Origin of the sequence: Kitasatospora albolonga (assembly GCA_002082585.1) — a bacterium.
GTDB classification, from domain to species: domain Bacteria; phylum Actinomycetota; class Actinomycetes; order Streptomycetales; family Streptomycetaceae; genus Streptomyces; species Streptomyces stephensoniae.
This window is the reverse complement of the sequence record CP020563.1, coordinates 4,841,952-4,862,551: the sequence shown is the minus strand read 5'-3', so window position 1 is coordinate 4,862,551 and position 20,600 is coordinate 4,841,952. Positions and strand designations below refer to the sequence as shown.

Genomic DNA, 20,600 nt, shown 5'->3' with positions numbered 1-20,600 from the left:
CTCTGTCCCCCGAGGTCCGCGCCGTACGGTCCACAGCCCGACCCGTAACCGCTCCGTCGTCGGTCCGTCCCGGCCGCACGCCCGGCCCTGTCCGTCCTTGCTCCGTCCCCGACCACGATAGGCGCCTCCTACGACAGCGCCGGACGGTCTGTGGATATCGACCGTCCGGCGCTGTGCGACAAGGGTTGCGGCTACCGCACGAAGACCCCCGCCTGGCCCGCGAGGTCCAGGAAGTACTGCGGGGCCAGGCCCAGCACCAGCGTGACCGCCACCCCGACCGCGATCGTCGTCATGGTCAGCGGGGACGGGACGGCGACCGTGGGGCCGTCCGCCTTCGGCTCGCTGAAGAACATCAGGACGATGACACGGATGTAGAAGAAGGCGGCGATCGCGGAGGAGATCACACCGACCACGACCAGCGCACCGGCGCCGCTCTCCGCCGCCGCCTTGAAGACGGCGAACTTCCCGGAGAAGCCCGAGGTGAGCGGGATACCGGCAAAGGCCAGCAGGAACACCGCGAAGACCGCGGCGACCAGCGGCGAGCGGCGGCCGAGCCCGGCCCACTTCGACAGGTGCGTGGCCTCGCCGCCCGCGTCCCGTACCAGCGTGACGACCGCGAACGCGCCGACCGTCACGAAGGAGTACGCGCCCAGGTAGAAGAGGACCGAGGAGACCCCCTCCGGGCTGGTCGCGATGACACCCGCGAGGATGAAGCCCGCGTGCGCGATCGAGGAGTAGGCCAGCAGCCGCTTGATGTCGGTCTGGGTGATCGCGACGACCGCGCCGCCCAGCATCGTGATGATGGCCACCGCCCACAGGACCGGCCGCAGGTCCCAGGTGAGCCCGGGGAGCACCACGTACAGCAGCCGCAGCAGGGCGCCGAACGCGGCGACCTTGGTGGCGGCGGCCATGAAGCCGGTGACCGGGGTCGGTGCGCCCTGGTAGACGTCCGGGGTCCACATGTGGAACGGGACGGCGCCGACCTTGAAGAGCAGGCCGGTCAGGATCATCGCGCCGCCGACGAGGAGCAGCGCGTCGTTGCCCATGGTCCCGGCGAGGGCCGGGTCGATCTCCAGGACCGAGCCGTCGACGACGTTGGCGATGGTGGCGTACGAGAGGGAGCCCGCGTAGCCGTAGAGGAGGGCGATCCCGAAGAGCATGAACGCCGAGGAGAACGCGCCGAGCAGGAAGTACTTCACGGCCGCTTCCTGGGACATCAGCCGCTTGCGGCGGGCGATGGCGCACAGGAGGTAGAGCGGGAGCGAGAAGACTTCCAGCGCGATGAAGAGGGTCAGCAGATCGTTGGCGGCGGGGAAGACGATCAGGCCCGCCACCGAGAAGAGGGTCAGCGGGAAGACCTCGGTGGTGGTGAAGCCCGCGCGGACGGCGGCCTTCTCGGCGTCGCTGCCGGGCACCGTACCGGCCTGGGCGGCGAAGGAGTCGACCTTCCTGCCGTGGGCCGTGGGGTCGAGCCGCCGTTCGGCGAAGGTGAAGACGGCCACCACGGCGACCAGGAGGATGGTCCCCTGGAGGAACAGGGTGGGTCCGTCGATCGCGATGGCGCCCATGGCCGCGATCTGGGCCTTCGTGGTGCCGTACCCGCCGGCCGCGAGGGAGACCACCGCGGCGAACGCGGCGGCCAGCGCCACCACGGTCAGCAGGAGCTGGGTGTGGTAGCGGGCCCTGCGCGGGACGAACGCCTCCACCAGGATGCCCAGGACGGCGGCGACCACGATGATCAGGACGGGTGCGAGCTGGGCGTACTCGATGGTGGGCGCCGTGAAGCGGTCCCCCGGGGCTGCGGATGTCACCCCGCTCGCCGTCGTCCACAGGTTGTGGACAGCTGTTGCGCTCACTTGGCGGCCTCCACCTCGGGCTGGGGGTCCTTCTTCTGTACGTCGGACATGGTGTGCTTGACCGCCGGGTTGACGACCTCGGTGAGCGGCTTCGGGAAGACGCCCAGGAAGAGCAGGAGCGCGATCAGCGGTACGGCGACCGCCAGCTCACGCGCCTTGAGGTCGGGCATGGTCCGCACCGACTCGTTGACCGGGCCGGTCATCGTCCGCTGGTAGAGGACGAGGACGTAGATCGCGGCGAGCACGATGCCGGAGGTGGCGATGATCCCGGCCACCGGATAGGCGCTGAACGTGCCGACGAGGACCAGGAACTCACTGACGAACGGGGCGAGCCCCGGCAGCGACAGGGTCGCCAGACCGCCGATGAGGAAGGTGCCCGCCAGCACGGGGGCGACCTTCTGCACCCCTCCGTAGTCCGCGATGAGCCGCGAGCCGCGCCGGGTGATGAGGAATCCGGCGACGAGCAGCAGCGCGGCGGTGGAGATGCCGTGGTTGACCATGTAGAGCGTGGCGCCCGACTGGCCCTGGCTGGTCATCGCGAAGATGCCCAGGATGATGAAGCCGAAGTGCGAGATCGAGGCGTAGGCGATGAGCCGCTTGATGTCGCGCTGGCCGACCGCGAGCAGCGCTCCGTAGACGATGGAGACGAGCGCCAGGGCGATGACGACCGGGGTCGCCCACTTGCTGGCCTCCGGGAAGAGCCCGAGGCAGAAGCGGAGCATCGCGAAGGTGCCGACCTTGTCGACGATCGCGGTGATGAGCACGGCGACCGGTGCGGTGGCCTCGCCCATCGCGTTGGGCAGCCAGGTGTGCAGCGGCCAGAGCGGGGCCTTGATCGCGAAGGCGAGGAAGAACCCGAGGAAGAGCCACCGCTCGGTGCTGGTCGCCATCGCCAGGTCGCCGTTGGCCCGGGCCGCCGCGATCTCGGTGAGCGAGAAGCTGCCCGCGACCACGTAGAGCCCGATGACGGCGGCCAGCATGATCAGGCCGCCGGCCAGGTTGTAGAGGAGGAACTTGACCGCCGCGTACGAGCGCTGCTTCGCGGCGTTCTCGTCGCTTCCCGCGTGGGCCCGGTCGCCGAAGCCGCCGATGAGGAAGTACATCGGGATGAGCATGGCTTCGAACAGGATGTAGAAGAGGAAGACGTCGGTCGCGAGGAACGACAGGATCACCATGGCCTCGACCATGAGGATCAGGGCGAAGAAGCCCTGGGTCGGCCGCCAGCGCGAGGACTTCGTCTCCAGGGGGTCGGCGTCGTGCCAGCCCGCCGCGATGACGAACGGGATCAGCAGCGCGGTGAGCCCGAGGAGGGCCACCCCGATGCCGTCCACGCCGAGTTCGTACCGGACGCCGAAGTCGGCGATCCAGGACCGGGACTCGGTCAGCTGGTAGCGGTCGCCGCCCGGTTCGAAGCGGGCGAAGACGATGCCCGCCAGGACGAGCGTGCCCAGCGAGAAGAACAGCGCGACCCATTTGGCCACGGTGCGCTGTGCGGCGGGGACGGCGGCGGTGGCGATGGCTCCGATGGCCGGGAGCGCCGCCGTCGCGGTCAGGAGGGGAAAGGACATGTGATCAGACCGCCCTCATCAGCAGGGTCGCGGCGATGACGACCGCCGCACCGCCGAACATCGAGACCGCGTAGGTGCGGGCGTAGCCGTTCTGCAGCTTGCGCAGCCGGCCGGAGAGCCCGCCGACCGACGCTGCCGTGCCGTTGACGACGCCGTCGACCAGGGAGTGGTCGACGTAGACCAGCGAGCGGGTGAGGTGCTCGCCGCCCCGGACCAGGACCACGTGGTTGAAGTCGTCCTGGAGCAGGTCGCGGCGGGCCGCCCGGGTGAGCAGCGAGCCGCGCGGGGCCACGACGGGGACCGGCTTGCGCCCGTACATCGTCCAGGCGATCGCGACCCCGACGATCAGGGCCACGACGGTGGCTCCGGTGACGGTGGCCACGCTCAGCGGGGAGTGCCCGTGGTCGTAACCGGTGACCGGCTGGAGCCAGTTGACGAAGCGGTCACCGATGGCGAAGAAGCCACCGGCGAAGACCGACCCGACGGCCAGCACGATCATGGGGATCGTCATGGACTTCGGGGACTCGTGCGGGTGCGGCTCACGGCCTTCGGCGTCGGGCTGCCAGCGCTTCTCGCCGAAGAAGGTCATCAGCATCACGCGCGTCATGTAGAAGGCGGTGATCGCGGCGCCCAGCAGGGCGACGGAGCCGAAGATCCAGCCCTCGGTGCCGCCCTTGGCGAAGGCCGCCTCGATGATCTTGTCCTTGGAGAAGAAGCCGGACAGGCCCGGGAAGCCGATGATGGCGAGATAGCCGAGGCCGAAGGTGACGAAGGTGACCGGCATGTACTTCCGCAGGCCGCCGTACTTGCGCATGTCGACCTCGTCGTTCATGCCGTGCATCACCGAACCGGCCCCCAGGAAGAGCCCGGCCTTGAAGAAGCCGTGCGTCACCAGGTGCATGATCGCGAAGATGTAGCCGATCGGGCCGAGGCCCGCGGCGAGGACCATGTAGCCGATCTGCGACATCGTGGAGCCCGCGAGCGCCTTCTTGATGTCGTCCTTCGCGCAACCGACGATCGCTCCGAAGATCAGCGTGACGGCACCGACGATGGCGACGACCAGCTGGGCGTCCGGGGCGCCGTTGAAGATGGCGCCGGAGCGGACGATCAGATAGACACCGGCGGTGACCATGGTCGCGGCGTGGATGAGGGCGGAGACCGGGGTCGGGCCCTCCATCGCGTCGCCGAGCCAGGACTGCAGCGGCACCTGGGCCGACTTGCCGCAGGCGGCCAGCAGCAGCATCAGGCCGATGGCCGTCAGCTTGCCCTCGCTGGTGTCGCCGGTCGCCTCCAGCACCGGGCCGAAGGCGAAGGTGCCGAAGGTGGTGAACATCAGCATGATGGCGATCGAGAGGCCCACGTCACCGACGCGGTTGACCAGGAACGCCTTCTTCGCGGCGGTGGCCGCGCTGGGCTTGTGCTGCCAGAAGCCGATGAGCAGGTACGACGCCAGACCGACGCCCTCCCACCCGACGTACAGCAGCAGGTAGTTGTCGGCGATGACGAGGATCAGCATCGCCGCGAGGAACAGGTTGAGATAGCCGAAGAAGCGGCGCCTGCGCTCGTCGTGCTCCATGTAGCCGATGGAGTAGATGTGGATCAGCGTTCCCACACCGGTGATGAGCAGGACGAACGTCATCGACAGCTGGTCGAGCTGGAAGGCGATGTCGGCCTGGAAGCCCTCCACCGGAATCCAGCTGAACAGGTGCTGGTGCAGGGCCCGGTCCTCGGCGCCCTTCCCCAGCATGTCGGTGAAGAGGACGACACCGACGACGAACGAGGCGGCGGCGAGCGCGGTGCCGAGCCAGTGCCCGGTCTTGTCCAGCCGACGGCCGCCGCAGAGCAGGACCACCGCTCCGAGCAGGGGCGCCGCGACGAGCAGCGCGATCAGGTTCTCCACGATTCCGGTCCCCTTACAGCTTCATCAGGCTGGCGTCGTCGACCGAGGCCGAGTGGCGGGAGCGGAACAACGACACGATGATCGCGAGCCCGACGACGACTTCCGCGGCGGCGACGACCATCACGAAGAAGGCGACGATCTGCCCGTCGAGGTTTCCGTGCATCCGGGAGAAGGTGACGAGCGCCAGGTTGCACGCGTTGAGCATCAGCTCGATGCACATGAACAGCACGATCACGTTCCGCCGGATCAGCACCCCGGAGGCGCCGATCGCGAACAGCAGGGCCGCGAGATAGAGGTAGTTGACCGGGTTCACTTGGCGGCCTCCGAGTTCTCCGCCGCGGATGCGGGGTCGGCGCCCCGGGACACGGCGTCCGCGTCCTCACGTCCGAGCCGCTCCCCGGAGCGCTGCTCCAGGGCCTTGAGATCGGCGAGGGCCTCCTGCGAGACATCGCGGATCTGGCCCCGGTCGCGCAGCGTCTTCATGACGGTCAGCTCGGACGGCGTGCCGTCGGGCAGCAGACCGGCGATGTCCACCGCGTTGTGCCGGGCGTAGACGCCGGGGGCGGGCAGCGGCGGGAGGTGCTTGCCGCGCACACGCTCCTCGGCCATCTCCCGCTGGGTCTTGGCCCGTTCGGTGCGCTCGCGGTGCGTGAGCACCATCGCCCCGACGGTCGCGGTGATCAGCAGGGCGCCGGTGATCTCGAACGCGAAGACGTACTTGGTGAAGATGAGGTTGGCGAGCCCCTCGACGTTCCCCCCGTGCAGGGCGTTGGCGGCGCCCAGCCCGTTGAAGGTGGACAGCGACGCGTTGCCGATGCCCGCGATCAGCAGGATGCCGAAGCCAAGGCCGCAGCCCAGGGCCAGCCAGCGCTGCCCCTTGAGGGTCTCCTTGAGGGAGTCCGCCGCGGTGACGCCGACGAGCATCACGACGAAGAGGAACAGCATCATGATCGCGCCGGTGTAGACGATGATCTGGACGATGCCGAGGAAATAGGCGCCGTTGGCGAGGTAGAAGACGGCCAGGACGACCATGGTCCCGGCGAGCGCCAGGGCGCTGTGCACGGACTTCTTGAGCAGGATCGTGGCCAGCGCGCCGATCACGGCGACGGTCCCCAGAATCCAGAACTGGACGGCCTCACCGGTCGAGGTGGTGGAGGCCGCGGCGATCACGTTCATGCGCCCGCCCCCCTGTCCTGCTGTACGCCGGTGGCTCCGGCGGACTCGTCGGGCTTCCGCTCGCCCTTGGAGACCGCCTGCTGCGGGACCGTGCCGGGGGCGGCCTCGGTGACCAGGCCCCGGTAGTAGTCCTGTTCGTCCATGCCCGGGAAGATCGCGTGCGGGCTGTCGACCATGCCTTCCTCCAGGCCCGCGAGCAGCTCGTCCTTGGTGTAGATGAGGCTCTCGCGGGTGGTGTTGGCGAGCTCGAACTCGTTCGTCATCGTGAGCGCCCGGGTGGGGCACGCCTCGATGCAGAGTCCGCACAGGATGCAGCGCGCGTAGTTGATCTGGTAGACGCGGCCGTAGCGCTCGCCCGGGGAGTAGCGCTCCTCCTCGGTGTTGTCCGCGCCCTCCACGTAGATGGCGTCCGCCGGACACGCCCAGGCGCACAGCTCGCAGCCGACGCACTTCTCCAGGCCGTCCGGGTGGCGGTTGAGCTGGTGGCGGCCGTGGAAGCGGGGCGCCGTCACCTTCGGCGTCTCCGGGTACTGCTCGGTCAGCCGCTTCTTGAACATGGCCTTGAAGGTCACGCCGAAGCCGGCCACGGGGTTCTGGAACTTCTCCCCCGCCGATCCCGATTCCCCCGAGGACCCAGCGGACCCCGATGAGCCCGTGAGCTCTGGTTTCTCAGACACCGCCGGCCTCCTTTCCGTCACTCGCGTTTCCGTCACTCTGAGTATCCGGCCCACCACTGACAACGAGCTCCCGCTCCCGTCGTGGTACGCGCCTGGGCACCGGCGGCAGGGTCTGTCCGGGCAGCGGTGGCACCGGGAACCCGCCCGCCATCGGGTCGAAGGCGGGCTCCGGTTCGGCCTCCACCTCCTGGGCCCTGATCCTGCGGTCGCGGAACATGTCAACAACCAGGGAGATCAGCAGGATCGCGAGCACGGCCCCGCCGACGTACAGCACGATCCGGGAGAAGTCGTAGCCCTCGTTGCGCAGCGCGCGGACGGTGGCGACGAGCATCAGCCAGCCCACCGAGACCGGGATCAGGACCTTCCAGCCGAGCTTCATCAGCTGGTCGTAGCGGACGCGTGGCAGGGTGCCGCGCAGCCAGATGAAGAAGAAGATCAGCGCCTGGAGCTTGAGGAAGAACCAGAGCATCGGCCACCAGCCGTGGTTCGCCCCCTCCCAGAACGCGGAGATCGGGTACGGGGCCCGCCAGCCGCCGAGGAACAGCGTCACCGCGATCATCGACACGGTCACCATGTGGATGTACTCGGCGAGCATGAACATCGCGAACTTGATGGAGCTGTACTCGGTGTTGAAGCCGCCGACGAGGTCGCCCTCGGACTCCGGCATGTCGAACGGGGCCCGGCTGGCCTCACCGACCATCGTCACCATGTAGATGAGGAAGGACATCGGCAGCAGGATCAGATACCAGCGGTCCGCCTGCGCCTCCACGATCGCCGAGGTCGACATCGACCCGGAGTAGAGGAAGACCGAGGCGAACGCGGCGCCCATGGCGATCTCGTAGCTGATCATCTGGGCGCACGAGCGGATTCCGCCGAGCAGCGGGTACGTCGAGCCCGAGGACCAGCCGCCGAGCACGAAGCCGTACACCCCGACCGCGCCGACGGCGAGGATGTAGAGCGCGGCGATCGGCAGGTCGGTGAGCTGCATCGTCGTACGGGTGCCGAAGATCGAGATCTCGTTGCCCGCGGGCCCGAAGGGGATGACCGCGACCGCCATGAAGGCGGGGATCGCCGCGAGGATCGGCGCGAGGACGTAGACCGCCTTGTCCGCGCGCTTGACGACGACGTCTTCTTTCAGCATCAGTTTGACGCCGTCGGCGAGCGACTGGAGCAGACCCCAGGGGCCGTGCCGGTTGGGGCCGATCCGCAGCTGCATCCAGGCGACGACCTTGCGCTCCCACACGATGGAGAAGAGCACGATCAGCATCAGGAAGGCGAAGCAGAAGACCGCCTTGAGCAGCACCAGCCACCAGGGGTCGGTGCCGAACATCGAGAGATCCTCGGCGGCGAGGACGGCACCCCCGGGCGCCGTCGTGAGTGCGGTGAGGCCAGTCACGCTCGTACCTCCGATGGTTCGACGGGAGCGGCCGGTACGGCGGCGGGGCCGATCCGTACCAGGCCCCCGGGGTTCGCACCGGTGTCGGCGGGGATGCCGCGTCCCACCGAGTTCAGCGGCACCCAGACCACGCGGTCCGGCATGTCGGTGACCTGGAGGGGGAGTTCGACGGTGCCGGTGGGGCCGGTGACGGCGAGCAGGTCGCCGTCCTTGACGCCGGTCTCGGCGGCGGTGGTGGCCGAGAGCCGGGCGAGCGCCGCGTGCCGGGTCCCGGCCAGCGCGGTGTCGCCCTCCTGGAGCCGGCCGAGGTCGAGCAGCATCCGGTGGCCCGCGAGGACCGCCTCGCCGTCGCCTGGCCGGGGCAGCGGCTGCGCCGGTTCGCGCGGGTCGTCCGCGTGGCCGCCCTCCCAGCCGCCGAGCCGGTCCAGCTCGCGGCGGACGGCGGTCAGGTCGGGCAGCGCGAAGTGCACGTCCATGGCGTCGGCCAGCATGTGCAGCACGCGGGAGTCGACCGGGGAGAGCGTCCGGGGCATCTGCTCCGGCTTCAGCGCCGCCTGGAACATCCGGACCCGGCCCTCCCAGTTGAGGAAGGTGCCGGACTTCTCGGCGACGGCGGCGACCGGGAGGACCACGTCGGCCCGTTCGGTGACCTGGCTCGGCCGCAGCTCCAGCGAGACCAGGAACCCGACCTCGTCCAGGGCCTGAAGCGCCCGCGCCGGGTCGGGCAGGTCCTCCACGCCGACACCGGCGACGAGGAGCGCGCCCAGTTCGCCGGTGGCCGCGGCCTCGATGATCTGGCCGGTGTCGCGGCCGTGGCGGGTGGGCAGTTCGGCGACGCGCCAGACGGCGGCCACCTCGTCCCGGGCCCGCGGATCGGTGGCCGGGCGTCCGCCGGGCAGCAGGGTGGGGAGCGCGCCCGCCTCCACCGCGCCCCGGTCGCCCGCCCGGCGCGGAATCCACACCAAGCGTGCGCCGGTCGCGGCGGCGGTACGAATGGCGGCGGACAGTGCGCCGGGCACCCCCGCGAGCCGCTCACCGACGATGATCAGGGAGTGCTCACCGCGCAACGCCTCGGCGGCGGCAGCCCCTTCGGCCTCCAGCCCGACCCCGCCCGCGAGCGCGTCCAGCCACTCGGTCTCCGTACCGGGCGCGGCGGGCAGCAGCGTGCCGCCCGCCTTCACCAGGCCGCGCGTGGCGTGCGAGGCGAGCGCGAAGGTCTTCTGGCCGCTCTTGCGGTGGGCCTTGCGGAGGCGGAGGAAGACGCCGGGGGCCTCCTCCTCGGACTCGAACCCGACGAGCAGGACGGCGGGGGCCTTCTCCAGCGCGGAGTACGTGACCCCCTCGCCGTCCAGGTCCCGGCCGCGCCCGGCGACGCGGGCGGCCAGGAAGTCGGCCTCCTCGGCGCTGTGGACGCGGGAGCGGAAGTCGATGTCGTTGGTGTCGAGGGCGACCCGGGCGAACTTGCTGTACGCGTAGGAGTCCTCGACGGTCAGCCGGCCGCCGGTCAGGACGCCGGTACGGCCCCGGGCGGCGAGGAGTCCGGCCGCCGCGACCTCCAGCGCCTCGGGCCAGCTCGCCGGTTCCAGGACGCCGTCGGCGTTGCGGACGAGCGGGGTGGTGAGGCGGTCGCGCTGCTGGGCGTAGCGGAAGCCGAACCTCCCCTTGTCGCAGATCCACTCCTCGTTGACCTCGGGCTCGTTGGCCGCGAGGCGCCGCATGACCTTGCCGCGCCGGTGGTCGGTGCGCATCCCGCAGCCGCCGGAGCACTGCTCGCACACCGAGGGGGTGGAGACCAGGTCGAAGGGGCGGGAGCGGAAGCGGTACGCCGCCGAGGTCAGCGCGCCGACCGGGCAGATCTGGATGGTGTTGCCGGAGAAGTACGACTCGAAGGGGTCGCCCTCGCCGGTGCCGACCTGCTGGAGGGCGCCGCGCTCGATCAGCTCGATCATCGGGTCGCCCGCCACCTGGTTGGAGAACCGGGTGCAGCGGGCGCAGAGCACGCACCGCTCACGGTCCAGCAGCACCTGGGTGGAGATGGGGACGGGCTTCTCGAAGGTCCGCTTCTTGCCCTCAAAGCGGGAGTCGGCGGCGCCGTGGGACATCGCCTGGTTCTGGAGCGGGCACTCGCCGCCCTTGTCGCAGACGGGGCAGTCCAGCGGGTGGTTGATCAGCAGCAGCTCCATCACGCCCTTCTGCGCCTTCTCGGCGACAGGAGAGGTGATCTGGGACTTGACGACCATGCCGTCGGTGCAGGTGATCGTGCAGGAGGCCATCGGCTTCCGCTGGCCCTCGACCTCGACGATGCACTGGCGGCAGGCGCCGGCCGGGTCGAGGAGCGGGTGGTCGCAGAAGCGCGGGATCTCGATGCCGAGGAGTTCGGCGGCCCGGATGACCAGGGTCCCCTTGGGGACGCTGATCTCGATGCCGTCGATGGTCAGCGTGACCAGGTCCTCGGGCGGGATGGCCGCCTCGCCGCCCCCGGAGGGCGCACTCGTGGTGACTGTCATGCGTTCACCCCCCGGTGAGCGTTCTTGCCATCGGCGTTCTTGTCGTCGGCCCAGGCCGTGGATTTCGCGGGATCGAAGGGGCAGCCCTTGCCCGTGATGTGCTGTTCGTACTCCTCGCGGAAGTACTTGAGCGAGGAGAAGATCGGCGAGGCGGCGCCGTCACCGAGCGCGCAGAACGACTTGCCGTTGATGTTGTCGGCGATGTCGTTGAGCTTGTCCAGGTCGGACATCTGGCCCTTGCCCGCCTCGATATCGCGGAGCAACTGGACCAGCCAGTACGTCCCTTCGCGGCACGGTGTGCACTTGCCGCAGGACTCGTGGGCGTAGAACTCGGTCCAGCGGGTGACGGCCCGCACGACGCAGGTCGTCTCGTCGAAGCACTGGAGCGCCTTGGTGCCGAGCATGGACCCGGCGGCGCCGACGCCCTCGTAATCCAGGGGGACGTCGAGGTGCTCGTCGGTGAACATCGGGGTGGAGGAGCCGCCCGGGGTCCAGAACTTGAGGCGGTGCCCGGCCCGCATCCCGCCGCTCATGTCGAGGAGCTGACGGAGCGTGATGCCGAGCGGGGCCTCGTACTGGCCGGGGCTGGTGACATGGCCGCTGAGCGAGTAGAGCGTGAAGCCCGGGGACTTCTCGCTGCCCATCGACTTGAACCAGTCCTTGCCCTTGTTCAGGATCGCGGGAACCGAGGCGATGGACTCGACGTTGTTCACCACAGTGGGGCAGGCGTACAGACCGGCGACCGCGGGGAAGGGGGGTCGCAGCCGGGGCTGGCCACGCCGTCCTTCGAGAGAGTCGAGCAGCGCGGTTTCCTCACCACAGATGTACGCACCGGCGCCCGCGTGCACCGTGAGTTCCAGATCGAGCCCTGAGCCCAGGATGTTCGTCCCCAGATAACCCGCCTCGTACGCCTCTCGTACGGCCTCGTGCAGTCGTCGCAGCACGGGGACGACCTCACCGCGCAAATAGATGAACGCGTGCGACGAACGGATCGCGTAACAGGCGATCACAATGCCCTCAATGAGGCTATGCGGGTTCGCGAAGAGGAGCGGGATGTCCTTGCAGGTCCCCGGCTCCGACTCGTCGGCGTTGACAACTAGATAGTGCGGTTTGCCGTCTCCCTGCGGGATGAACTGCCACTTCATCCCGGTGGGGAACCCGGCGCCCCCGCGTCCGCGCAGACCGGAGTCCTTGACGTACGCGATGAGGTCGTCGGGGTCCATCGCGAGGGCTTTGCGCAGTCCCTCGTACCCCTCGTGGCGGCGGTAGGTCTCCAGGGTCCAGGACTCGGGCTGGTCCCAGAAGGAGGAGAGGACGGGGGCGAGCAGCTTCTCGGGGCTCGTCCCGTTGTGGTCGATCTCGGCGGCCAAGGTCATCACTCCCCCTCCTCGGCGGTGGGCCCGGCCGGGTGCTCCGGGTCGGAGGCCGAGGTCTGCTGCGGTGCGTCGTGCGAGCTGAGGCGCTCGGCCGGCGACGGATCGTGGACCTGTGCGTCGTGCGGCTGCGCGTCGTGCGACGGTGCGTCCTCGCGCTGCCCGCCGCCCGGCTGTCCGTCGCGCGGGGCGACGACCCGGGCCTTCGGGAGCGCCTCGCCCTTGGCGAGCTTGAGCCCGACGAGGGAGGCGGGGCCCGCGCCGCCGGTGGCCTCGACGGCGCCGGGGCGCTCGTCGGGGAAGCCTGCCAGGATGCGGGCGGTCTCCTTGTAGGAGCAGAGCGGGGCACCGCGGGTGGGCTCGACGGTCCGCCCGGCGATCAGGTCGTCGACGAGCTGCGTGGCGCTCTCGGGCGTCTGGTTGTCGAAGAACTCCCAGTTCACCATCACGACGGGCGCGAAGTCGCAGGCCGCGTTGCACTCGATGTGCTCGAGGGTGACCTTGCCGTCCTCGGTCGTCTCGTTGTTGCCGACGCCGAGGTGCTCCTTGAGCGTGTCGAAGATGGCGTCGCCGCCCATGACCGCGCACAGGGTGTTGGTGCAGACACCGACCTGGTAGTCCCCGCTGGGCCTGCGCCGGTACATGGAGTAGAAGGTCGCCACGGCCGTGACCTCGGCGGTGGTGAGGCCGAGGGTCTCGGCACAGAAGGCCATCCCCGTACGGGAGACGTACCCCTCCTCGGACTGTACGAGGTGGAGCAGCGGCAGCAGTGCGGAGCGGCTTCCCGGGTAGCGGGCGATCACCTCCTTCGCGTCCGCGTCGAGCCGGGCGCGCACGTCGGCCGGGTAGGCGGGGGCGGGGAGCTGCGGCATCCCCAGACTGACCTCTTGATTTGCTGCGGTCACCGGTCGACGCCTCCCATCACGGGGTCGATGGACGCGACGGCGACGATCACGTCGGCGACCTGGCCGCCCTCGCACATCGCCGCCATGGCTTGCAGATTGGTGAAGGACGGGTCGCGGAAGTGGACCCGGTAGGGGCGGGTGCCCCCGTCGGAGACGACGTGGACGCCGAGTTCGCCCTTGGGGGACTCGACGGCGGTGTACGTCTGCCCGGCCGGAACCCGGAAGCCTTCGGTCACCAGCTTGAAGTGGTGGATCAGGGCCTCCATGGAGGTGCCCATGATGTTCCTGATGTGGTCGAGCGAGTTGCCGAGGCCGTCCGCGCCGAGGGCGAGCTGGGCGGGCCAGGCGATCTTCTTGTCGGCGACCATGACCGGGCCCGGCTCCAGGCGCTCCAGGCACTGTTCGATGATCCGGAGCGACTCGCGCATCTCGTCCATGCGGATCAGGAAGCGCCCGTAGGAGTCGCAGGTGTCGGTGACCGGCACCTCGAAGTCGTAGGTCTCGTAGCCGCAGTAGGGGTCGCTCTTGCGCAGGTCGTGCGGGAGCCCGGCGGAGCGCAGGACCGGACCGGTGGCGCCGAGGGCCATGCAGCCGGTGAGGTCGAGGTAGCCGACGTCCTTCATCCGGGCCTTGAAGATGGGGTTGCCGGTGGCGAGCTTGTCGTACTCCGGCAGGTTCTTCTTCATGGTCCTGATGAACTCGCGCAGCGCGTCGACCGCGCCCGGGGGCAGGTCCTGGGCGAGGCCGCCGGGGCGGACGAACGCGTGGTTCATCCGGAGGCCGGTGATCAGCTCGAAGAGGTCGAGGACCAGTTCGCGGTCGCGGAAGCCGTAGATCATGATCGTGGTCGCGCCCAGCTCCATACCGCCGGTGGCGATGCAGACGAGGTGCGAGGAGATCCGGTTGAGCTCCATCAGGAGCACGCGCAGGATCGTGGCCCGGTCGGGGATCTGGTCCTCGATGCCGAGGAGCTTCTCGACGCCCAGGCAGTACGCCGTCTCGTTGAAGAACGGCGTCAGGTAGTCCATGCGCGTGACGAACGTGGTGCCCTGGGTCCAGCTGCGGAATTCGAGGTTCTTCTCGATGCCGGTGTGGAGGTAGCCGATGCCGCAGCGGGCCTCGGTGACGGTCTCGCCGTCGATCTCCAGGATCAGCCGCAGCACGCCGTGCGTGGACGGGTGCTGGGGGCCCATGTTGACGATGATGCGTTCGTCGTCGGACTTGGCGGCGGATTCGACGACCTCGTCCCAGTCGCCGCCGGTGACCGTATATACGGTCCCCTCGGTCGTGGCACGGGGTGTCGCATGGGGAGTGGTCATCAGGAGTACGACCTCCGCTGGTCCGGAGCCGGGATCTGGGCGCCCTTGTACTCGACGGCGATGCCGCCGAGCGGGTAGTCCTTGCGCTGCGGGAAGCCCTGCCAGTCGTCCGGCATCATGATCCGGGTCAGGGCCGGGTGCCCGTCGAAGATGAGCCCGAAGAAGTCGTACGCCTCGCGCTCGTGCCAGTCGTTGGTCGGGTAGACCTCGACGAGGGACGGGATGTGCGGGTCGCTGTCCGGGGCGGAGACCTCCAGCCGGATGATCCGGCCGTGGGTGAGGGACCGCAGGTGGTAGACGGCGTGCAGTTCGCGGCCCTTGTCGCCGAGGAAGTGGACACCGCTGACGCCCGTACAGAGCTCGAAGCGCAGGGCGGGGTCGTCGCGCAGGGTGCGGGCGACCTGGACCAGGTGTTCGCGGGCAATGTGAAAGGTGAGCTCGTCGCGGTCGACGACGGTGCGCTCGATGGCGTTCTCGGGGAGCAGGTCCTGCTCCTCCAGGGCCCCTTCGAGCTCGTCGGCCACCTCGTCGAACCAGCCGCCGTAGGGCCGGGTGGCGGCGCCGGGCAGGGTGATGGTGCGGATGAGGCCGCCGTAACCGGAGGTGTCGCCGCCGTTGTTGGCGCCGAACATGCCCCTGCGTACGCGGATGACCTCGCCGCCGGTGTCGCGCGGGGCGGGTACGGAGTTGCCGTTCTGCCCCTCGCCGTGGGTGTTGTCGCTCACCGCAGGAGCCCCTTCATCTCGATCAGGGGCAGCGCCTTGAGGGCCGCTTCCTCCGCCTCGCGGGCGGCTTCCTCCGCGTTGACGCCGAGCTTGCCGTCCTGGATCTTCTGGTGGAGCTTGAGGATGGCGTCCAGCAGCATTTCGGGACGCGGCGGGCATCCCGGCAAATAGATATCGACCGGGACGATATGGTCGACACCCTGCACAATGGCGTAATTGTTGAACATTCCGCCCGATGATGCGCAAACGCCCATGGAGATGACCCACTTGGGGTTCGGCATCTGGTCGTAGACCTGCCGCAGGACGGGCGCCATCTTCTGGCTGACCCGCCCGGCGACGATCATCAGATCCGCCTGGCGCGGCGATCCGCGGAAGACCTCCATCCCGAACCGGGCCAGGTCGTAGCGGCCCGCGCCCGTCGTCATCATTTCGATGGCGCAGCAGGCGAGGCCGAACGTGGCCGGGAAGACGGAGGACTTCCGCACCCAGCCGGCGGCCTGTTCGACCGTGGTCAGCACGAAGCCGCTGGGCAGCTTCTCTTCGAGTCCCATGGTGTGCCCCTCAGCCCCTTAGTCCCATTCCAGGCCGCCACGACGCCAGACATACGCGTAGGCGACGAAGACGGTGAGCACGAAGAGCAGCATCTCCACGAGCCCGAAGATCCCGAGGGCGTCGAAGGAGACCGCCCAGGGATAGAGGAAGATGATCTCGATGTCGAAGACGATGAAAAGCATCGCCGTCAGGTAGTACTTGATGGGGAAGCGGCCGCCTCCGGCCGGTGTCGGCGTGGGTTCGATACCGCACTCGTACGCTTCGAGCTTTGCCCGGTTGTACCGCCTGGGGCCGATAAGCGTGGCCATGACCACGGAGAAGATCGCAAACCCTGCCCCCAGGGCGCCGAGCACGAGGATGGGCGCGTAGGCATTCACGCTCCTCGCTCCTTCCAGTCGTCCTTGACCGTTGGACCGCATCGGGCGACCGGCTCGCCACCTCACCAAGATCGTGCACATGTGAGGCAGTTCACAAGCCCGACTGCCCCGCATCCTATGCCCGTCGCCCTGTGATCTGCGACACGGGGTACGCCACCGTCTTTGTGATCTCCACCACCTGACGAAGGATCATGAAGTCGTATGAGCGGTGATCTTCGTACGCGAAGCGGCCGAGTGATCACGAGACGTGACATTCACCGGTGTTACCGCTGGTCAAAGCGGTGCGCCGCTATCAATGGACAGCCACTACAAGCAAATTGGCGATGGACCACGACGGGGTGATAAGGGCGCCGGTCCCAACTGCCCCTCACCCGGACGAGGGGCGGCGAGGACCGAAGGGGACATGTGCGCGCATTCACGAACTTCCGGATCACGCGTGCGCCGACCTCCGCATCGCGCATGCACCACCCCTCGGGCCGCGCGCATCGAGTCCGTCGGAGGAGCGACAGGGCACCCGCCGCCGAAGCGGAGCGGACCCCGTTCGCGGGCGCGAGGGTTGCCTGCCCCCGGAGACCCACGCCGTGACCTGCGTCACCGGGCGCGGGCCGCGCGGAAACCGGGCTTGGCCATCGGTGTGAACGGATGGTAAGCAGCGGGCAATTCGGGCGTATTGCCGAAAGGCAGAGATCACGGCCCTGATCACTGGTGCCCGTTTTGCCCGTTACGGCGTCAATAAAGGCGCACGGAAAGCGGATTCGCAGATTCCGAACGTAACTGTGTCGCAACACACGTTTCTTGATGGGACCCCTACAGCCCTGATAGCGCTAGTACCCATGTCCCACACCGCTCACATACCCAGCCACCGGAAGCCCCGCCAGCGCGCCTCGAAGTCGGCGCTGCGAGCCGGAGTTGCCGGTGGCGTCCTCAGCACCATCGCGGTCGCGGGTGCCGCGGGCCCGGCGCAGGCCGAGGCACAGGCCGAACCGGTCACCCAGACCATCGAGATGCCCACCATCACCGCCGGGCTCTCCGCCGCCGTCGCCGCCTCCGCCGAGGCCACCCAGCAGATCGCCCTGGACCTGGAGGCTCAGGCCCACGAGGCCGCCGCGGCCAAGAGCGCCGCGAAGGAGGCCAAGAAGGCCAAGGCCGAGGCAGTGCGCAAGGCCGAGGCCAAGAAGAAGGCCGAAGCCGCCGCGAAGGCCCGTGCCGAGGCCGAGGCCCAGGAGCGCGCCGAGCGCGCCTCCCGCACCGCCGAGCGCACGACGCTCAGCGCCCCCTCCTCCTCCACCGCCTCCACGGGCTCCTCCTCGGGCAACTCGACCGCGGCCTCCGCCCCCTCGGCCGCCCCGGCCCCGTCGTCGAACGCCTCGGGCTCCGCCGGTGCCATCGTCGCCTTCGCCAAGGCCCAGGTCGGCGACGCGTACGTGGCCGGCGGCACCGGCCCCAACGCGTGGGACTGCTCCGGCCTGGTCCAGGCCGCGTACCGCTCGGTGGGCATCGACCTGCCCCGCGTCTCGCAGGCCCAGTCGACGGCCGGCACCCAGGTCTCGCTGAGCAACCTCCAGCCCGGCGACATCCTGTACTGGGGCGCCGCGGGCAGCGCGTACCACGTGGCGATCTACGTGGGCGGCGGCCAGTTCGTCGGCGCGCAGAACTCCAGCACCGGTACGGTCCAGCGCTCCATGGACTACGACCGGCCGACCGGCGCGGTCCGCGTTCTCTGATTCACAAGCACGAAGCAGTACGGCCGAGGGCCGCCCTCCCCCGCTCGGGAGTGGCGGCCCTCGGCCGTCGCCGCCACGGTGTGGGCGGGGGCGGGTGGACCGCTTCCGGGCACGCGCCGCCCGGCTAGGCGTCGGGGGTGCCAGTGGCAGGGGCGGTGCTCGGCTCGGTGTCTCGGCCCGGGGGTGTGAGGACGAACCAGACGGTGTTGGTTCGGCGGGTGTCCGCCTGGCGCGTGCTGCTTCCCCAGCTGGTGGCCAGGCCGTCGACGACGAGCAGGCCGCGCCCGCCTTCGCCCTCGGGGCGGTCCGGCGGTTCCGGCAGGGGGCCGGGGCCGTCGTCGGTGACGTGGATCGCCACCTGGTCCCGGTCCACCGTGACCTCGACCCGGACCAGCTTCGAGCTCGTATGGCAGTACACGTTGGACACCACCTCGCTCACGCAGAGCCGGGCGTCGTCCGCGAGTCCGGGGTGCGCGCCGGTTCGCAGCAGCGTTCCGACGAAGTCCCGCACGATCTTCGCGGCGGCGGGCGAGTTGGGCATCGCGAGCTGATAGCCCTCGCGGTGTTGCGGGATGTGCGGGAAGGGGGCGGGTGGCGCGATGACGGCCGGCATGGGGGTCTCCCTACGTGAGCCAGAGTCGGTGGGCGCGCCATTCCGTGTTCGGCTGCCGTGGCTCCGGCCGCATACAGGTACCGGTCAAGGCCCTTGCGTACGGCTGCACTTCGGCGTTCATCTCCGGCGCGTCGGTCTCCGGGACACGCTAGGGTCAATAAATGGCCCGGAACAATAATGCGCTTCATTCATTCACCCGCATGGGTGAATTCGTCGCCAGCCGCCCCAGGCCCTGCGACACTGCACACGCAGACAGGGGAAGGTGACATGCCACCAAGGGACAACCCGACCGCCCGCCAGGTCCGCCTGGGCGCCGAGCTGAGGAAGCTCCGGGAGCGTGCGGGCAAGACCGCCCGGGAAGCAGCCGGGCGTATCTCGACCGACCAGGCCAGGATCAGCAACATCGAGGCCGGACGCAGCGGCATCGGCGAGGAGCGCATCCGCCGGCTCGCGAGCTTCTACGCCTGCGACGACAAGGCGCTGATCGACGCGCTGTGCGCCATATCCCTTGAGCACCGGGGGCAGTTCTGGTGGGACGAGTACCGCGGGGTGCTCGCGCCCGGATTCCTGGACATCGCGGAGCTGGAGCACCATGCGCGCTACATGCACAGCTTTCAGCCGGTGACGATGCCCGGTTTGCTCCAGACACCTGAGTACGCGCGAGCGCTGTTCAGCGCAGCCCTGCCCAGGCTGCCCGAGGACGAAGTGGAGGCCCGGGTGGAGCACCGCATGCGGAGAGCGACCGTTCTCGACCGGGACGAGCCGCCGGAGTTCGCGTCCATCGTCCATGAGGCGGCGCTGCGGGTGCGGGTCGGCGGACGCAAGGTCGCCCGCGCCCAGTTGGAATATCTGCTGGAAGCGACGGACCGGTCCAACGTGTCTCTGCGAGTCATCCCGTTCGCCAGCGAGCTGCACGTCGACATGACCCACACCGTTCTGTACGCGGGTGGCGTGGTGCCCCAGCTCGACACCGTGCACATCGACGCCCCCACTCGCAGCCCTTACCTGGACGCGGAGGCGGAGTTGCATCGCTTCCGACTGTTGCTCGATCTGGGCCGGACAGCATCGCTGGACCCCGCGGAGTCACTGAGCTTCATCCAACACCTCGCACGGGATATGTGAGAATTCCCGGCATGAACTCAGCGCTTGAGTGGCAGAAGTCCACCTTCTCCAGCACGCAGGAGCAGTGCGTGGAGATCACCGAGCATTCCGGTCAGATCCTGATGCGCGAGAGCGACGATCCCGGCACCGTGGCCGTCACCTCCCGTGAGAAGTTCGCCGCGTTCATCAAGGGCGTCAAGGCAGGCGAGTTCGACCACTTCGCCCAGTAGGGCGTCCGGACCCTCCGCGCCACGAAGGCCCTCCACCGTGCGGTGGAGGGCCTTCGCACGTATGAGCCAGCATTTTTGTTCCGGAACATGGTTGCGCCGTAGCGGCGCGTGACGTTACGGTCACCGCAGTTGGACCGGGCTGCCCTGTCGAGGCGCCCCGGTGTCCCGGACGCTGCGATCGGACGGTCGACCATGCGCACTTCTCCCCGTACCAACGAGCCCGTACAGGCCCTGATCCAGCGCGGGTTCCGGTTCGAAGTCCTGCGGTACGGGCCCGCCAACGGGTTCGTCCCCGAGCCGGTCGATCTCCGGCTCCTCGCCAACCCGCGCGACGCCATCCGTATCCTGCGCGTCCAGCTCCGCTCCAGCCATGTTCTCGGGCTGACCCCGTACGACGCCGGGCGGGCCCTCCACTGGGCCGATCAGGGCGGCTGGGTGCAGGCGCTCGGGGCGCTGCACCGGGGGGAGAGCTGCGGGTTCACCCTGATGCTCCGCAAGGGGCGGCACATCGAGTGGAACGTACGGCCCCTGACGTACCTGGCCCTCAGCGACCCGTCGTCGCTCCGGTGCCGCTGCGCTGTCTGACCGGGTTCACGGCTCA

General features: G+C 69.3%; 19 protein-coding genes. 4 read left to right on the top strand and 15 right to left on the bottom strand.

Annotated features, from left to right (window positions below):
- Positions 1–191: 191 nt before the first annotated feature.
- From B7C62_21405 to B7C62_21340, 14 genes are read right to left on the bottom strand one after another with little or no spacing between them, the layout of a single operon-like run.
- Positions 192–1,856, bottom strand: coding sequence for an NADH-quinone oxidoreductase subunit N (locus B7C62_21405; protein ARF74508.1), 1,665 nt, complete (start codon positions 1,854–1,856; stop codon positions 192–194).
- Positions 1,853–3,424, bottom strand: a complete 1,572-nt coding sequence (locus tag B7C62_21400; GenBank protein ARF74507.1) for an NADH-quinone oxidoreductase subunit M — start codon at positions 3,422–3,424, stop codon at positions 1,853–1,855. Before B7C62_21400 ends, B7C62_21405 begins: the two co-directional genes overlap by 4 nt.
- Positions 3,425–3,428: 4 nt before the next feature.
- Positions 3,429–5,324, bottom strand: coding sequence for an NADH-quinone oxidoreductase subunit L (locus B7C62_21395; protein ARF74506.1), 1,896 nt, complete (start codon positions 5,322–5,324; stop codon positions 3,429–3,431).
- 13 nt (positions 5,325–5,337) lie between these two features.
- A complete protein-coding gene (locus tag B7C62_21390; protein ARF74505.1) occupies positions 5,338–5,637 on the bottom strand; it encodes an NADH-quinone oxidoreductase subunit K in 300 nt (99 codons plus the stop codon).
- Positions 5,634–6,500, bottom strand: a complete 867-nt coding sequence (locus B7C62_21385; protein ID ARF74504.1) for an NADH:ubiquinone oxidoreductase subunit J — start codon at positions 6,498–6,500, stop codon at positions 5,634–5,636. The genes B7C62_21390 and B7C62_21385 overlap by 4 nt, the downstream gene beginning before the upstream one ends.
- Positions 6,497–7,177: an NADH-quinone oxidoreductase subunit I gene (locus tag B7C62_21380; protein ID ARF74503.1), complete on the bottom strand. Its 681-nt coding sequence runs from the start codon at positions 7,175–7,177 to the stop codon at positions 6,497–6,499. The genes B7C62_21385 and B7C62_21380 overlap by 4 nt, the downstream gene beginning before the upstream one ends.
- Positions 7,170–8,573 (bottom strand): NADH-quinone oxidoreductase subunit H, encoded by a 1,404-nt coding sequence (locus B7C62_21375; GenBank protein ID ARF74502.1) that lies wholly within the window; start codon positions 8,571–8,573, stop codon positions 7,170–7,172. Before B7C62_21375 ends, B7C62_21380 begins: the two co-directional genes overlap by 8 nt.
- Positions 8,570–11,080, bottom strand: a complete 2,511-nt coding sequence (locus B7C62_21370; protein ARF74501.1) for an NADH-quinone oxidoreductase subunit G — start codon at positions 11,078–11,080, stop codon at positions 8,570–8,572. Before B7C62_21370 ends, B7C62_21375 begins: the two co-directional genes overlap by 4 nt.
- A complete protein-coding gene (locus tag B7C62_21365; GenBank protein ARF74500.1) occupies positions 11,077–12,456 on the bottom strand; it encodes an NADH-quinone oxidoreductase subunit F in 1,380 nt (459 codons plus the stop codon). The genes B7C62_21370 and B7C62_21365 overlap by 4 nt, the downstream gene beginning before the upstream one ends.
- On the bottom strand, positions 12,456–13,325 hold the full coding sequence (locus B7C62_21360) for an NADH-quinone oxidoreductase subunit E (protein ARF74499.1): 870 nt from the start codon (positions 13,323–13,325) through the stop codon (positions 12,456–12,458). The genes B7C62_21365 and B7C62_21360 overlap by 1 nt, the downstream gene beginning before the upstream one ends.
- A 29-nt stretch (positions 13,326–13,354) precedes the next feature.
- On the bottom strand, positions 13,355–14,677 hold the full coding sequence (locus B7C62_21355; GenBank protein ARF74498.1) for an NADH dehydrogenase subunit D: 1,323 nt from the start codon (positions 14,675–14,677) through the stop codon (positions 13,355–13,357).
- A complete protein-coding gene (locus B7C62_21350) occupies positions 14,677–15,402 on the bottom strand; it encodes an NADH-quinone oxidoreductase subunit C (protein ID ARF74497.1) in 726 nt (241 codons plus the stop codon). Before B7C62_21350 ends, B7C62_21355 begins: the two co-directional genes overlap by 1 nt.
- On the bottom strand, positions 15,399–15,953 hold the full coding sequence (locus tag B7C62_21345; GenBank protein ID ARF74496.1) for an NADH-quinone oxidoreductase subunit B: 555 nt from the start codon (positions 15,951–15,953) through the stop codon (positions 15,399–15,401). Before B7C62_21345 ends, B7C62_21350 begins: the two co-directional genes overlap by 4 nt.
- 18 nt (positions 15,954–15,971) lie before the next feature.
- On the bottom strand, positions 15,972–16,331 hold the full coding sequence (locus B7C62_21340) for an NADH-quinone oxidoreductase subunit A (protein ID ARF74495.1): 360 nt from the start codon (positions 16,329–16,331) through the stop codon (positions 15,972–15,974).
- Positions 16,332–17,164: 833 nt separating this feature from the next.
- Between B7C62_21340 and B7C62_21335 the strand changes: the two genes are divergently transcribed.
- Positions 17,165–18,055 (top strand): glycoside hydrolase, encoded by an 891-nt coding sequence (locus tag B7C62_21335; GenBank protein ARF74494.1) that lies wholly within the window; start codon positions 17,165–17,167, stop codon positions 18,053–18,055.
- A gap of 124 nt (positions 18,056–18,179) precedes the next feature.
- Here B7C62_21335 and B7C62_21330 read toward each other — a convergent pair whose 3' ends face one another.
- On the bottom strand, positions 18,180–18,668 hold the full coding sequence (locus B7C62_21330) for an ATP-binding protein (GenBank protein ARF74493.1): 489 nt from the start codon (positions 18,666–18,668) through the stop codon (positions 18,180–18,182).
- 267 nt (positions 18,669–18,935) lie between these two features.
- Between B7C62_21330 and B7C62_21325 the strand changes: the two genes are divergently transcribed.
- From B7C62_21325 to B7C62_21315, 3 genes are all read left to right on the top strand, one after another.
- The gene (locus B7C62_21325) at positions 18,936–19,790 is read left to right on the top strand and encodes a transcriptional regulator (protein ARF74492.1); all 855 of its coding nucleotides are present in this window, start codon (positions 18,936–18,938) and stop codon (positions 19,788–19,790) included.
- 11 nt (positions 19,791–19,801) lie between these two features.
- On the top strand, positions 19,802–19,999 hold the full coding sequence (locus B7C62_21320) for a hypothetical protein (GenBank protein ID ARF74491.1): 198 nt from the start codon (positions 19,802–19,804) through the stop codon (positions 19,997–19,999).
- 192 nt (positions 20,000–20,191) lie between these two features.
- Complete coding sequence (locus B7C62_21315) at positions 20,192–20,584, top strand: hypothetical protein (protein ARF74490.1); 393 nt, start codon at positions 20,192–20,194, stop codon at positions 20,582–20,584.
- Positions 20,585–20,600 lie beyond the last annotated feature (16 nt).